Here is a 15,227-nt window from a genome sequence, read left to right on the forward strand (position 1 = left end):
AGATGTAAAAGATGGGCGAAAAGGATTTATAATCTGAAATATCAGATCTGGCTTTTGATTTCTGCCATTAATTCTTTTCCTCCGTTTTCAAGAACAACTTTTGCAAACTTCTCTCCAAAATTTTCTGTTGGAGTATAGACAAAGTTTTCATCCACAGCAATGCAGTTTTTCCCATCCAGAGAGCAAAGTGCCGCCTTGAAGCGGATCTGATCCGCGATGATTTCTGCAAAAGCTCCGATAGGCGCAGTACAGCCTCCTTCCAAAGTACTTAAGAAGTTTCTTTCAATCTCTACACATATCTGGGTCGGGTTGTGGTTGATCTGACGTACAATTTCGTTAATTTCAGGTTTGTCAGTATGTCCTGCAACGGAAATTACCCCTTGTGATGGAGCACAAATCATTAATGGAAGCATCTCGTAATCGATTTCCATTTTCATTCTTTTGATCCCGGCCAAAGATAGAATGGTTGCATCAAAGTTGCCGTCCTCAAGCTTTTGAAGTCTGGTTTGAATATTTCCACGGATATCCGAAAACTCGGCATTCGGATAATTTCTCAGCCAGAACGCTCTTCTTCTCAGACTGCTGGTCGCAAGTTTAAGCTCATGGAATTCTTTATTCCTTGCAGATTCTTTTCTGATCAGGATGTCTTGTGGATAATCTCTCTCAAGATAAGCGATCATCTCAATATTTTGAGGCAATTGAGTAGGAACATCTTTTAAAGAATGTACGGCAATATCAATCTCGTCATTCAATAAGGCAATATCAAGGTCTCTTGTGAAAACCCCGGTGATTCCTAAAGAGTATAAAGGTTGATTGAGATTCTTATCGCCAGAAGAAACGATAGGAACAATCTCCGTTAAATAATTGTTGTTCTGAAGGTGCCTTGCAACCTCTCTAGCCTGCCAAAGTGCAAGTGCGGAATTTCTCGTTCCGATTCTAATGCTTTTCATTGAATTCGTTGTTTGGTTGTTCAACTAATATTTCGTGCATTAATTTACTAATTTCTTCGGCTTTTAAAGGGTTATCAATGATATATTTTGCAAAACGGTTGGTGATTTTCTGGATCATTTTGTCAGAAAGTTCCATGTCCGTGATGTTTATGTATTTATTTTTTTTGTAAAAATTATGCATTTCATTGCGTTCCATGTTCTTTAAAACGGCTTTGAAATGATGGATATTCGGTGCCAGCTTTCTCTTTTTTTCCCATTCAATAAAGTCTTTCATCAGTTCCTTGATGATTTTTTCAGCTTTCGGGATTTCTCTTTCACGCTGTTGAATTGTTTCCTGGATCTGTTTTGAAAGCTCATCCACATCAATCAATGTTACGTTCTCATTTTCGGTGACGTTCTTTTCAACGTTATGTGGAATAGAAAGATCAATGACCAGTGTTTCTTTTCCGTTCGGGAAATGAGACTTATTGACAATAGGATGTTTGGCCCCTGTTGCGACAATAAGAATATCGGTGTTTTTTAGTTCCTTGTCAAAATCAGAATAATCAACATGAGGAATGTTATATTTCTGGGAAATCTTTTCGGCTTTCTCCTGAGTTCTGTTGGCAATTTTAATTTTCGGCTGAAAGACATGCTTTACCAGATTCTCAACAGTGTTCTGCCCAATCTCGCCTACTCCCAAAAGAAGAATGTTCTTTTCAGCAATCCTTTTCTGACTGTTCAAAATATAATGCACCGCTGCATAGGAAACAGATGCTGCTCCATTGGAGATTCCGGTTTCATTTTTTATTCTTTTCGAAATCTGAATAGCTGCATTGATAGCTCTTTCAAGATATGGATTAGAATTTTGTCTCTCTTTTTTGAAACGGCTGTATGCTTTTTTGATCTGTCCGATAATTTCAAAATCTCCGATAATCTGACTTTCAAGACCGGCGGCAACTCTGAAAAGATGGATCAGAGCTTCTTCCTTGGTGAGAATATTGGCAAACTGAAGAAAATCCGTAAGATGTACTCCGATGGTTTTGCAATACTCTTCAGCAACTAAAAGGTAATTGGGAGAAGTGGTATAAATTTCGGTCCTGTTACAGGTGGAAACCACAAATGCATCTCCAAGATCTTCCTGGTGGACCCTGGAAACAAAGTTTTTGATGTTTTCATCAAAGAATGCAAACTTTCCTCTCGTTTCTACGTCGGCTTTCTCGTAGCTTATAGAAAGCACGGCAAAATTTGACGTTCGATGAATGTTGGAATACTGTAACATAAGCAGTCGCAAATTTACGCATTTTTTAATTAATCACTCTCAGATAGTGTATATGATAATTATCGTAAAAAACTATAAGGTGATAAAGATTATAGAGTAGGGTGAGAAAAGTTGGTTTGCTTCTATTAGGGAAGTTTCTTACGTTTTCTATTGATTCTTTTTATTAATTATTTTTTTAATGTAAGGCAGGGCTGTTTAGAAGCCCGGTTGTATCTTCTGTATCTGCCTTTTCATTCTTTTGTGATTTCGCTTTTTCACCCTTTTAGCAACCCATTAATTTTAGTTTAACTCAAAGTCTGTAAACATCTAAACTGAAAGTTAATAAAGAATTATAAATTTTAATAAAATTTTAACCAAATTAAGTTGGTGGGAAATTTCTTTAGTAGTCTTAAATTTATATCTTTGTAATCTTAAAATCAGAAGAAAAATATGAGTTTATTTGATATGTTTACGCAAGAAATTGCGATAGACCTGGGAACGGCTAATACCCTTATTATCCATAATAATAAAATTGTTATAGATCAACCTTCAATTGTTGCAATTGAGCGTTCTACGGGTAAACCCATTGCTGTAGGTGAACAGGCTAAGCATATGCAAGGTAAAACTCACGAGGATATCAAAACTATCCGTCCTTTGAAAGACGGTGTTATTGCTGATTTCCATGCTTCTGAACATATGATCAAGGAATTTATCAAGAAAATTCCGGGAATCAAAGGTAAATTCATTCAACCGGCATTACGAATTGTAATCTGCATCCCTTCTGGTATTACTGAAGTTGAAAAAAGAGCGGTAAGAGACTCTGCTCAGAAAGTAAATGCAAAAGAAGTACGATTGATCTATGAGCCAATGGCAGCAGCAATTGGTGTGGGAATAGATGTGCAGAAGCCCGAAGGAAACATGATCATTGATATAGGTGGAGGTACAACAGAAATTGCTGTAGTAGCTTTAGGAGGTATCGTTTGTGATAAATCTGTGAAAATTGCAGGAGATGTATTTACTAATGATATTGCTTACTATCTTAGAACTCACCATAACCTTTATATCGGAGAAAGAACCGCTGAAAGAATCAAAATTGAAGTAGGCTCTGCAGTAGAAGATCTTGATGTAGACATCGAGGATATTCCGGTACAAGGAAGAGACCTTATTACAGGGAAGCCTAAAGAAATTATGGTTGGATATAAAGAGATTGCCCGTGCATTAGACAAATCGATCATCAGAATTGAAGATGCTGTAATGGAAACTCTTTCTCTTACACCACCGGAGCTGGCAGCTGATATTTACAAAACAGGTATTTATCTTGCCGGAGGGGGAGCGTTATTAAGAGGTCTTGCGGACAGAATCCACAAAAAAACAGGCCTGCCTGTATTTGTTGCTGAAGATCCGTTGAGAGCTGTTGTTCGTGGAACAGGTATTGCCCTTAAGAATATGGATAAGTTCAATTTCTTAATTAAATAATTTTAACTTTTTACGACTTTATATCTGAATGGGATTTTTGCTGAGATTATTTTCGAAGAATACTCTTTTCGTCTTCTTTATATTTCTGCAAATTATTGCTCTGGTTTTGATATTCTCCAGAAATGCCATGCAGAAATCCTGGCTGGCGGGGCAGACTGCTGCGTTCAATTCCTGGGTTTCCGGATATATTGATGAAGGAGTTTCTTATCTGAAGCTGAAACAGATCAACGAAGATCTTGTAGTTCAGAATAAAGCACTTATGACTGAGCTCTATGGAAAGGACGGATCTAAGAATCCTGTTTTCAAAAGAGTTCATGATACTATTGGTGGGGGGCAGATCTATACTTTTGTTGATGGGGAAATTGTTTTCAACAGTATCAACAGAAGAAACAACTATTTTACAATCAACCGTGGCCGCAGAGACGGAGTCTTTCCTCAGATGGGGGTAATGGCGCCAAGAGGTATTGCGGGAATTGTAATTAATTCTACAGACAGTTATGCATTAGTTCAGTCAGTCTTAAGTGTTAACAAGATCAGGATTAATGCAGCACTCAAAAACTCAGGATATTTCGGGACTTTAACGTGGAATGGTGATAATTCCAGAGTGATGCATCTTGCAGATATTCCAAAATATGTTGCTCTAAAAGTAGGAGATACAGTTGTTACAGACGGTAAATCTGCAATCTTCCCTAAGGGAGTGACAATTGGTACTATTGCAGGATATTCTGTAGATAATAAAACCGGCTTTTGGGATATCTCCGTTGAGCTGAGTGAAAAAATGGGAGCGTTGAACAAAGTATTTGTAGTGAAGAATCTTAAGAAAGCAGAAGTGCAGAAGATTCAGGACACTATGCAGGCTGTAATAAAAAAAGAAAATGATTAGCAGGACTTTATTTACTGATATATTGATCATGATTTTTCTTGTGGCATTACAGATATTTGTATTGAACAGGATTACGCTTTTCGGGAAATATACTCCGGTATTATATCCCGTATTTGTTATGTTCTATCCCTTTTTCAGGAATAAATTTCAGTTCCTGGCATTGAGCTTTTTAATAGGATTGTCTATTGACGGGTTTCTTTATTCGTGGGGAATCAATGCATTTGCAACAACGCTGATTGCCTATTTCAGGACACTGATCTTCAGGACTTCTACCGATACGTCTACGGACTTTTTCTCTTTTCAGTCCCTTCAGTGGGCACAGTTTTTACTGTTTTTATTTTCCAGTATTTTCCTGCACCAGCTTTTAGTGCAGTATATAGAATTCTTTAAATTTAGCAGATTTTTCGAAATATTGTTTAATGTGTTGGTAACTAGTGTAATTTCATTTATATTTATAGTCATCTACGCATTAATCTTTAAAATCAAACAAAAAGTTTGAACACACGTTATTTTAAAATTTTTTCCATCCTCGTTGTCATCGCCCTTATTTTTGTGGCGAGGCTTGCCTATTTACAGTTATTTACAGACCGTTATGCATTAAATGCAGCGAATACCTCCATCAAAACCGAATATGTTATTCCGCAGCGTGGAGTTATTTTTGACAGGAATGGTAAAATCATGGTGGGAAACCAGCCCGCTTATGAAGTTTCTTTTACACAGGCTTTAATGCGTCCTGATTTTGATACGCTCGGATTCTGTAGTCTTATGAAGATCTCCAAAGCAGATTTTGTTAAAAGAATTGATGTAATTAAAAAGGAAAAATACTATTCTAAACTGACTCCGATGACTTTTCTGAAGGATCTGAGCAGAGAGGACATCGCAAGAGTTCAGGAAATTATTTTTAAATATCCGGCTTTTAATATTGTACAAAGACCTCAGCGTCAATACGAAGTTTCTACTTCAGGTAACCTTCTGGGATATACCAGTGAAGTCAATGAACGTGAAATAAAAAAAGACTCTGCATACTATTTACCGGGAGATTTTATCGGAAAAACAGGAGTTGAAAAATCCTACGAAAAAGAGCTTCGCGGAGTAAAAGGAGTGAAATATATCCAAAAAGATATCAGGCTCCGAAATATTGGTTCTTATAAAAACGGGTCTTTGGATAAGGATGTAATTACAGGTAAAGATATTACCTTAACCATTGATTATGATCTTCAGAGAACCGCTGAAGAAATGCTTGTGAACAAACACGGTGCTATTGTAGCTTTAGACCCTAATAACGGGGAAGTACTGGTTGCGGCTACCGGACCGGATATTGACCCGAATCTTTTCACCGGACCTTACAAATCAAAAAACTTATATGCTCTCTCAAAAGATACGCTTTACGAAAATAAGCCCACTTTTGATCGTTCTTTGCAGGCAGGTTATCCTCCGGGATCAACGTTCAAATTGTTGACTGCCCTGGCTGCCATGCAGATGGGAGTAATGGATGAAAAGACTATTTTCCCTTGTGGTGGTGGGTTTTTCTATAAAGGAAAAAGAATTAAAGGCCATGGTGGAGCCGATCCGCTCATTCCTTCCATTCAGGTTTCCAGTAACTGCTTTTTTACGTATGCATTTATTGCAATTATCAAAAAATATCCGGGAAATCCTTCAAAAGGTGTTGATGAATGGAAAAAGATCATGAGCAGCTTTGGAGTGGGAGAATTTTTGAATAATGATTTTGCTGTGGGAGCAAAAGGAAGAATACCTTCCGGAGATTTTTATGAGAAAAGGTTTAAAGCTATCATGAAAGCAAGTGGCTCCAAGAGAACTGATTTTAAAAACTGGGACGAAATGTCAACCGGAGCTATCTATAATGGGATGGGGCAGGGTGATGTTTTGGTAACCCCTATTCAGCTGGCCAACTATGTAGGTGCTATCGCTAACAAAGGATGGTATTATACGCCTCATATTGTTAAAGCAATTGATGGAAAGCCTAATCCAGATCCAAGATTTAAGGTTAAACACAAGACATTAGTTGAGCCAAGACATTTTGAACCTGTTTTAAAAGGTATGGAAGCTGTGGTTTTGAGAGGAACAGCAAGAGGATTGAAATCCAATGATTTTACACAATTAGCCAAAACGGGTACAGCACAGGTTCCGCAAGGAAAGGATAATTCGATCTTTGTATTGATTGCGCCTGCTGATAAACCTAAAATTGTGGTGGTAGCAGTAATGGAACATGCAGGATTTGGAGCAACATGGGCAGGACCAGCTTGTACGGTAATTGCTGAAAAATATATTACAGGTGATCTGAAAAGAGAAAATCTTTATAAAAAAATGATCACCTCAAGCTTTATGCCGGAGTATAAAAGGCAGTGGATTGCAGATTTGAAACGTAAAGGTTTATACGTTGACCCTAAACCGGATTCAATAAAACAAAAAAGAATAAAAGATAGCCTGGAGCTGGTGAGACAGCAAAAAGCCAAGCTGCAAAAGAAAATAGAAGAGGAAGCTAAAAAGAATAACACTGCTAAAAAAACTGTTAAGCAATGAAATGGACTGAAGGAATAGATAAATTAGGCCTTGGGCTGTATTTTCTGCTTTGTGTTTTTGCCATTGCAAATATTTACAGTGTTGACCAGAAACTTGGGGAAAAGCAATTGATCTTTTTCTGTATTTCGTTATTTGTGGGACTCATTATATTTTTCAGCAGAAGTAAATTCTTTGAAAATATGGCCGGGATTATTTACATCGGCGGAGTCTTGTTGCTTATCGGGCTTTTTCCCTTTGGAAAAGAAATTCTGGGACAGAAGAACTGGTATAAATTCGGAAGTTTTACCATGCAGCCTGTAGAATTTGCGAAGATAGGAACCGCGCTGATGCTTGCAAACTATGTTTCCGGACCTGATTTTAACCTTAAAAACCGAAAGTCTTTATTGACTACTTTAGCCATTATTGGTGTTCCTGCGGTTGTTGTTCTTGCTATTCCCGATGTAGGTTCCATGCTTGTATTTATTGCATTTTTCATTGCTTTATACAGAGAAGGGCTGAGCGGTCTTTTATTTGGTATAGGATTCCTTTTTGCCGGAGTTTTTCTAATTTCATTAGCTGTGCCTCCTATTTATGTTGCAATAGCAGTTCTGGTAATTGCCGGTATTCTGATTGCGATGAATTATCATAGAATGTCCTGGGATGTGATTTCAATTTCTGGAATTTCAGGATCTATTCTTTTACTGTGCGGACTGGCTTTCGCATCTCCAACTATTTTAGAAAAACTTCCTAAACACCAGAGAGAAAGAATTGATGTTCTTTATAAAGGTGAAAAGGCATTTAGAGATACTTCAGGATACAATTTATTATATTCCAAAACAGCTATCGGATCCGGTGGGCTTTGGGGGAAAGGATACCGTGAAGGATCAGTTACCCAGGGGAAATTTGTACCGGAACAGGAAACAGATTATATCTTTTGTACAGTGGGAGAAGAGTGGGGCTTTTTAGGAAGTGCAATTCTCATCTTATGTTACATGATCTATATAGGAAGAATATACTATCTCGCAGAGAGGCAGAAATCCACTTTTAACCGTGTCTTCGGATATTGTTTTGCCTCGATTCTTCTGATGCACTTTTCGATCAATTTAGGGATGGTTATGGGCCTTTTCCCTACGGTTGGGATTCCTCTTCCGTATTTCAGTTATGGAGGAAGTTCTTTACTGGCATTCTCTATGATGACTTTTATTTTCTTTAAACTTAATTATTCGGATAAAAACAGCCTGGTGTAAAGGTTTTGAAGATCAAAAAATAACGTTTAAAAGCTGAAATTTTTATTCTTATTTAAAATCTGCTCTGGGTGGAGTATATTGTCATGATAAATCATAAAAATATGAAAGATGCTTATTTCGTGGATCAGAATTTTGAAAACACAGACTTTTCTCAATTGGAAAAAGGAGAGTACGATAACTGTACTTTCCGAAACGGTAATCTTGAGTATGCAAACCTTTCCGGATTCAGCTTTACAGATTGTGAATTTATAGAGTGTAACCTCAGCATGGCAAAGATTATGAGGACGGCTTTTCATAATGTGATTTTCAAAGAATGTAAAATGTTTGGCCTCCAGTTTAATGACTGTAACGCATTCGGGCTATCTTTTACATTTGATGGGTGTGCTTTAAATAATTCTGTTTTCTATCAGACATCCATTAAGAAAACGGTTTTCAAAAATTCCAGATTAATTGAAGTAGACTTCACTGAATGTGATGCCTCAAATGCCGTCTTTAGCAACTGCGATCTGTCTGGCGCTGTTTTCGATACTGCAAACCTTGAAAAAGCAGATTTCAGAACATCGGTCAATTATTCAATAGATCCGGCTTTAAACAGGCTTAAAAAGGCCAGATTTTCACTTTCTGAAATATATGGACTCTTATATAAGCTGGATATTGAAATTGATAAGAACAGCTAATGGCGTCGTTGTGTAATAGCAATTAAAATTGAATAGATATTCATTCAATAGAAGCAGGTTTTAACCTGCTTTTCTTTTAAGGACAGTTTCAAGGCTTTAGCCAAAACTTGCTGTAAATAGCGCATATAAAAAAGCCATCAGAATTCTGATGGCTTCATTATTTAAATCAATTATTTATAAAATTAAAAATTTGCTGGTGTAGCGGGAGTAATTGCTGCTAAGTTATTGTAAGCTTCTCCTTCTTCGTTGATCACTCTTTTAGCGAATCTGAACTTAGGTCCCCAATAAGAATCATTCAGTGAAGAAATCATTACTCCTTTTGATGTTGCTGCGTGGATAAACTTAATCTCACCTTCTTCAGTAACACTTTCTACAATACCTACGTGAGAAATTCTTCTTCCGTGAGAAAAGAAAATCAAATCTCCTTTCTGTAGTTCTCCTTTTTCAATTCTTTCTCCTTCCTGAGCCTGAGATGCTGCTACTCTAGGTAGACTAAGACCTGCTGCTGCTCCGAATACAGAAAGAACAAAAGCTGAACAATCTATACCGTTTCTTGTAGTTCCTCCATATCTGTAAGGAGTTCCAAGGTATGTTTCAGCTTCTTCAAGGATACCGTCAATGGTTTTATTGTGTTTGATTGCTTTTGCAATCTCAGAATTCTTAACTGCTTTTTTAGCACTAGCGATAGATGCAGCTTTTTCAGCCAGGAAAGAGTCGATAAGTTTCTGCTTATCCTGCTCCATTCTTTTGTTATCTATAGAAGCTAGTTTGGCATCTGTTTTGTATTCTTTTGTGTAAGTTGCTGGTTTTGAAACCACATAATTTGTAGCACACGATTGCAATGAAACTGTAGTAACTAAAGCAACTAAATAAAACAAAACTCTTTTCTTCATATATATTTGATTATCCGTGTTAAAAAGGAATATTTATTTTCAAAAGCAATACAAAAGTAGAGATTCCGAGCAAAAGACCCCTGATATGATAATTGTCAGGATCTTACTTTAACACATTTTAACATATTATTTGCATATGTTAAAGAAAAATAAACCGCAACAGCCTATTTTTGGTAAGTGTGCGGTTTTTTTTATTAAGATTCTTTAACAAACTATATCGACTTTCTTCTATATATAAGGTTTTATAATTTAAAGCATTCATTTTCAAGACTGTTAATAAAACAAAAAAATTCCCCAAGATGCCGGGGAATTTAAACTAATATGGAACTTTACAGGACGTTATTTTGTAAACAACATTTCTCTGTATTTTGTCATCGGCCAAAGCTCATCGTCTACCATCATTTCCAATGCATCAGAAGCTTCTCTGATTGGGTCAAATAGTGGTTTTACTTTATTACAATAGCTTTCTGCCTGTTTTTGGCTGTCTGATATACTTTTTGCTGCCTCTCTGGCTTTCAGAAGATCTTCAACACCAAGTTTGATTTTAGAAACATTTTCAGAAATGCTTGTAATTAAACTCATCTGTTCTTTTGCTAAAATTTTGAATTCTTTGTCACCAAAGATTTCTTTAAGACCTTTTACGTTTTCAATTAATCTGTTCTGATAATTTAATGCAGAAGGAATGATATGGTTTCTCGCAATATCACCTAAAACTCTTGATTCAATATCAATAACAGTAGAGTATTTCTCTAATTTAATTTCGTTTCTTGCTTCAACTTCTCTGTGGTTAAAGATTCCCATCTCTTCATATAGATCTAAGAATTTTTTATCCATTTCCTGTTTTAAAGCTTCAGGAGTTGTTTTAAGGTTGTTCAATCCTCTTTTCTTAGCTTCTTTTGCCCAGTCATCAGAATATCCGTCACCTTCAAACATAATGCTTTTACACTGCTTGATGTATTCTCTCAATACATTGAAGATCGCTTCATCTTTCTTAAGACCTGTTTCAATTAAAGCATCAACTTCTTTCTTGAAATCATTTAATTGTTTTGCTGCGATAGTGTTCATTACAGTCATAGACTCTGCACAGTTTGCAGAAGAACCTACCGCTCTGATTTCAAATTTATTTCCTGTAAATGCAAATGGAGAAGTTCTGTTTCTGTCCGTATTATCTAATAGGATCTCAGGAATTTTTCCAACGACATTTAATTTTAATTCTGTTTTTTCCTCAGGAGATAATTTTCCGTTGGTTACTTTTTCAAGTTCTTCCAAAACGCTGAACAGCTGGCTTCCGATAAATACGGAAATAATTGCTGGCGGCGCTTCATTGGCACCAAGTCTGTGATCGTTGCTTGCAGAAGCAATACTTGCTCTTAAAAGGTCTGCATATTCGTGAACCGCCTTAATAGTGTTAACAAAGAATGTTAAGAACTGTAAGTTTTTCTTTGGGTTTCTTCCCGGGCTTAGCAGGTTTTCTCCTGTATCTGTTGCTAAAGACCAGTTATTGTGTTTTCCGCTTCCGTTTACTCCTGCGAATGGTTTCTCGTGGAAAAGAATGTGGAAATGATGTTTGTGAGCTACTCTTGCCATGATGTCCATCAACAAAGAGTTGTGGTCTACCGCAACATTCACTTCTTCAAACATTGGAGCAAGCTCGAATTGGTTTGGTGCAACCTCGTTGTGTCTTGTTGTTGCAGGAATACCTAATTTCATACATTCAATTTCCAACTCTTTCATGAAGTTCATTACTCTTGTAGGGATGGAGCCGAAATAGTGGTCGTCTAATTGTTGTCCTTTTGCCGGAGAATGTCCAAGTAATGTCTTACCTGTTAATACAAGGTCCGGACGAGATTGGTATAATGCTGAATCTACAAGGAAATATTCCTGTTCCCAGCCTAAAGTAGGGGTTACCTTTGTTACGTTTTTGTCAAAATACTGCATTACATTAGTAGCAGCTTCGTCTACAGCATTCAAAGCTCTTAAAAGTGGAGCTTTATAATCTAACGTTTCTCCTGTATAAGAAATAAAGATAGATGGGATGCATAATGTAGTTCCCATGATGAAAGCGGGAGAGGTAGGATCCCAAGCGGTGTATCCTCTTGCTTCAAAAGTATTTCTGATACCTCCGTTAGGGAATGATGAAGCATCCGGCTCCTGTTGGATCAATAGATTTCCACTGAACCTTTCAATAGCTCTTCCTCCTTCAATAGGGGTAAAGAAAGAATCATGTTTTTCTGCCGTCGTACCTGTTAAAGGCTGAAACCAGTGTGTATAGTGCGTTACGCCTTTACTCATCGCCCAGTCTTTCATTGCTACAGCTACCTGATCAGCAATATGTCTCTGGATTTTAGTTCCTTTTTTTACCGCATCCATAATAGAATTGAATGCTTCCTTTGTTAAATATTCTCTCATGGTCTCTTCTGAGAAAACATTTGTACAGAATAATTCTGACAATTTTGCAGGAACCTCAACAGAGTTGTCTTTTCTGAAGTCCTTAAATGGTAGAGTTTCTAGTGCTTTGAATCTTAAGGTTGACATGTTTGGGTGATTTTTGATAGGGCAAATTTACAAAAAAAATGAATTGAAAATATTTTAACCCTAAAATTTTTAGGGGTGTTTTTATATTTTGTATAATTTAAACGATTGTTTGGGTGTTTTTGATGGGGTTGTTTTCCGGTTTGCAATTAAAAATCACCATTTGCAGGCCTGAAAAAACCAGGATATTGACTTTAACTGTCAAAAAAGAAGAGTAAAGGAATTGTATACCATTAAAAATACAATTATTTTAAACTAATTCTTGATTTTTTTTGAAAATAAATAAAAAGATGGATGGTACTACAGAAAATACATAGAGTAAAGGATCGAAATTATACCAGGATAAGCATCAGACAAAATAATAGAACGAGTCAGAATATTCTAAAATAAACCCGCGTATCTATAGGTTTTAAACAACTTATTAAAAGATAGTTAAAATAAGTTGAGTGGAGATTTTGTATATTTGTGTGAAATTTATTTTATGACAAATTCTAGAGCAAGAGAAACAACGGAGGCTATTGAAAGACTATACATTTCTATGAGACACTTATTTTATAGAGGATTTTTCAAGCCAGGAGGAGTTTCAGGAGAGAGCATCAGAAGCTTGCTGAAGACAATCAACCCAGAGATTTATGGTACCATGAATATTCCAAGCAAATTGGAGCTTGACGGGTTGATGTATGTTTTAGACAGACTTCCGGAAGGGATTGAGGAATGCGCTTTTATTCATCTTACATCAGATGAAGGGTTTGATAAAGGAAGTTTCGAACCTATTGTTCCAAAGAAAAGAAGAAGAAACTGTTATAGGATAGACGAACACCAGATGAATATTGAAGTTCTTTTGGGACGTTCCGAAATTTATGACATTCTTACCCACCTGACATTCCTGTTTATAGAAGCTGATAAAATCCGTAATCTGGCATTTATTCAGGATGAAAACTGGAAGCCGACACGTGCCTTTAAGATTATCGAAGAGGTGGTGAAAGGAGAAAAGAAATTCAGCAGAAAAGAAAAAGAGGTGGCACTTATTCATCTTTCTTCTTTAATAGGAAGATCTTTTGATGAAACATTAAGAGCTTACAATACTTTCGGTGATGATCATAATCCTGACCGTTTATTCAAAATCATCTACAACTTAGGAAAAGTAAGCCTTGAAGATGCCAAAAGCACCAGAGAGAGAGAAATTCATTTCAGTTCTATATTAAAGGAAAGAGTAGGGCATCATTATTTTGGTGAGAAATGGGCGAATAAAGTAAAAGAGGTTTTATTTGAAAATGATCTTCATATGAGACCTTTGCATATTATTTCTGCCAATATGCATTCCGTGAAAAATATGCTGTATGCCAATAATGCTCTTAAAAAGAAACAGCATCAGGAGATCGACTATAAATTATATGAAGATATCTCCAACAAAAAAGAACTTCGTGACAAAGTATCAAAATATGCTTTGGAGGAAGGGATGATTCATATTGCTGATAAAAGTGGAAGTAATATAGATGTTCAGATTATAGACCTGAGCAAGACAGATCTAAAAAATACACCGTTTGCAGACAGTAAGTTTACAGGAGATGATGTGATCATGGTCTTTGACTATGCTTTCGGAGAGCAGGCTTTTGAGGTAATGGATGAGCTTTTAAGACCTTTTGAGCATAAAGGAGAAATCTATATGATGAAAGTGAAATCTGTTTCTATTATGGGTAAAGCAGGAATTCTTACAGGAGAAAAAGGAGATATTATGATTCCTACTTCTCATATTTTTGAAGGAACTGCAGACAACTATCCATTTGAGAATGCATTGAAGCTGGAAGATTTCAAAGATGATGAATTAAAAGCTTTTGAAGGTCCAATGATTACTGTTTTAGGAACTTCACTGCAAAACAGAGATATCTTATCCTATTTTATGAATACTTCATGGAAAGCGATTGGACTTGAAATGGAAGGAGCACATTATCAGAAAGCAATTCAGGTAGCTTCAAAGATCAGGCATCATATTTCACCAGACCTGTTTGTAATGTATGCTTATTATGCATCGGATAATCCACTGGAAACAGGAAGTACATTATCTTCAGGAGGTTTAGGTCTTACAGGAGTAAAACCAACCTATCTGATTACTTTAAGAATCCTTGAAAAGATTTTAAGAAGCGGAAAAAAAGAAGTTTCTGCTAAAAAATAATTGTAATTCAATATTATAATATCAACCTCAGATGTATTTTGCATTTGAGGTTTTTTGTTTTTGTAGGTCCTTGTCAAGGTTTAAGGATCTACGGTAGAAATTCTTATATTGTATATCTTAAAAAAACAAAAGATAGCAGCCTATGAGTTCAGTATCACAATTATCAAAAAGATTCAGAGAGGTTTTGCTGGATGGTCTCTGGATTGCCAATACCAATTTTAAAGACCAGCTTTCAGACATTACCTGGGAACAGGCGGTAACGAAGATTGATTCTTTAAATACCATTGCTATGCTCACTTTTCACATTGATTACTATATTGCAGGCATTGTCAATGTTTTTGAAGGCGGTGATCTTGAGATCAAAGATAAATTCAGTTTTGATCTTCCTCTCATAGAGTCTCAGGAACAATGGAAAAATCTGTTACATAAACTATGGATGGATTCTGAAAAGTTTGCAGCATTACTGGAACAGATGCCTGATGCTAAACTTGATGAGGTATTTGTTGATGAAAAGTATGGAACCTATCGAAGAAATATTGATGGAATGATTGAACATAGTTATTATCATCTCGGACAGATTACTTTAATCAAAAAACTGTTGAAAAGCAGATAAAATTACATATCCATATCTTCAAA

Annotated in this window: 12 protein-coding genes; 8 read left to right on the plus strand and 4 right to left on the minus strand. The window is 36.3% G+C overall.

Translation table 11 applies throughout. From position 1 onward, the window contains the following. Positions 1–41: 41 nt before the first annotated feature. A complete protein-coding gene (gene hemC, locus FW781_RS11420; protein WP_149387553.1) occupies positions 42–950 on the minus strand; it encodes a hydroxymethylbilane synthase in 909 nt (302 codons plus the stop codon). Then, a complete protein-coding gene (gene hemA, locus FW781_RS11425; RefSeq protein ID WP_149387554.1) occupies positions 937–2,211 on the minus strand; it encodes a glutamyl-tRNA reductase in 1,275 nt (424 codons plus the stop codon). Before hemA ends, hemC begins: the two co-directional genes overlap by 14 nt. 429 nt (positions 2,212–2,640) lie before the next feature. Here hemA and FW781_RS11430 point away from each other — a divergent pair, with 429 nt between their 5' ends. The 6 genes from FW781_RS11430 to FW781_RS11455 all read left to right on the plus strand — a co-directional run bounded on the left by FW781_RS11430 (position 2,641) and on the right by FW781_RS11455 (position 8,993). Continuing rightward, the gene (locus FW781_RS11430) at positions 2,641–3,666 is read left to right on the plus strand and encodes a rod shape-determining protein (RefSeq protein WP_045491741.1); all 1,026 of its coding nucleotides are present in this window, start codon (positions 2,641–2,643) and stop codon (positions 3,664–3,666) included. 28 nt (positions 3,667–3,694) lie between these two features. Then, positions 3,695–4,549 (plus strand): rod shape-determining protein MreC, encoded by an 855-nt coding sequence (gene mreC, locus FW781_RS11435; RefSeq protein ID WP_149387555.1) that lies wholly within the window; start codon positions 3,695–3,697, stop codon positions 4,547–4,549. Continuing rightward, on the plus strand, positions 4,542–5,048 hold the full coding sequence (locus FW781_RS11440) for a hypothetical protein (RefSeq protein ID WP_002982456.1): 507 nt from the start codon (positions 4,542–4,544) through the stop codon (positions 5,046–5,048). The genes mreC and FW781_RS11440 overlap by 8 nt, the downstream gene beginning before the upstream one ends. Further along, positions 5,045–7,090: a peptidoglycan D,D-transpeptidase FtsI family protein gene (locus FW781_RS11445; protein ID WP_149387556.1), complete on the plus strand. Its 2,046-nt coding sequence runs from the start codon at positions 5,045–5,047 to the stop codon at positions 7,088–7,090. The genes FW781_RS11440 and FW781_RS11445 overlap by 4 nt, the downstream gene beginning before the upstream one ends. Beyond that, positions 7,087–8,316, plus strand: coding sequence for a rod shape-determining protein RodA (gene rodA, locus FW781_RS11450; protein WP_149387557.1), 1,230 nt, complete (start codon positions 7,087–7,089; stop codon positions 8,314–8,316). The genes FW781_RS11445 and rodA overlap by 4 nt, the downstream gene beginning before the upstream one ends. 101 nt (positions 8,317–8,417) lie before the next feature. Continuing rightward, a complete protein-coding gene (locus FW781_RS11455; protein ID WP_149387558.1) occupies positions 8,418–8,993 on the plus strand; it encodes a pentapeptide repeat-containing protein in 576 nt (191 codons plus the stop codon). 182 nt (positions 8,994–9,175) lie between these two features. Here the strand turns inward: FW781_RS11455 and FW781_RS11460 are convergent, their stop codons facing one another. Both FW781_RS11460 and FW781_RS11465 read right to left on the minus strand, forming a co-directional pair. Beyond that, positions 9,176–9,886, minus strand: coding sequence for a C40 family peptidase (locus FW781_RS11460; RefSeq protein WP_077413391.1), 711 nt, complete (start codon positions 9,884–9,886; stop codon positions 9,176–9,178). Positions 9,887–10,225: 339 nt separating this feature from the next. After that, complete coding sequence (locus tag FW781_RS11465) at positions 10,226–12,421, minus strand: glutamine synthetase III family protein (RefSeq protein ID WP_149387559.1); 2,196 nt, start codon at positions 12,419–12,421, stop codon at positions 10,226–10,228. Positions 12,422–12,899: 478 nt separating this feature from the next. On the opposite strand from FW781_RS11465, the gene FW781_RS11470 reads away from it, so the two are divergent. Then, positions 12,900–14,591 (plus strand): DUF6909 family protein, encoded by a 1,692-nt coding sequence (locus FW781_RS11470; RefSeq protein ID WP_149387560.1) that lies wholly within the window; start codon positions 12,900–12,902, stop codon positions 14,589–14,591. 142 nt (positions 14,592–14,733) lie between these two features. Continuing rightward, positions 14,734–15,204 carry a DinB family protein gene (locus tag FW781_RS11475; protein ID WP_149387561.1) on the plus strand — a complete coding sequence of 157 codons (471 nt, stop codon included), beginning with the start codon at positions 14,734–14,736 and terminating at the stop codon, positions 15,202–15,204. Positions 15,205–15,227 lie beyond the last annotated feature (23 nt).

Origin of the sequence: Chryseobacterium panacisoli, from assembly GCF_008274625.1 — a bacterium.
Lineage (GTDB): Bacteria > Bacteroidota > Bacteroidia > Flavobacteriales > Weeksellaceae > Chryseobacterium > Chryseobacterium panacisoli.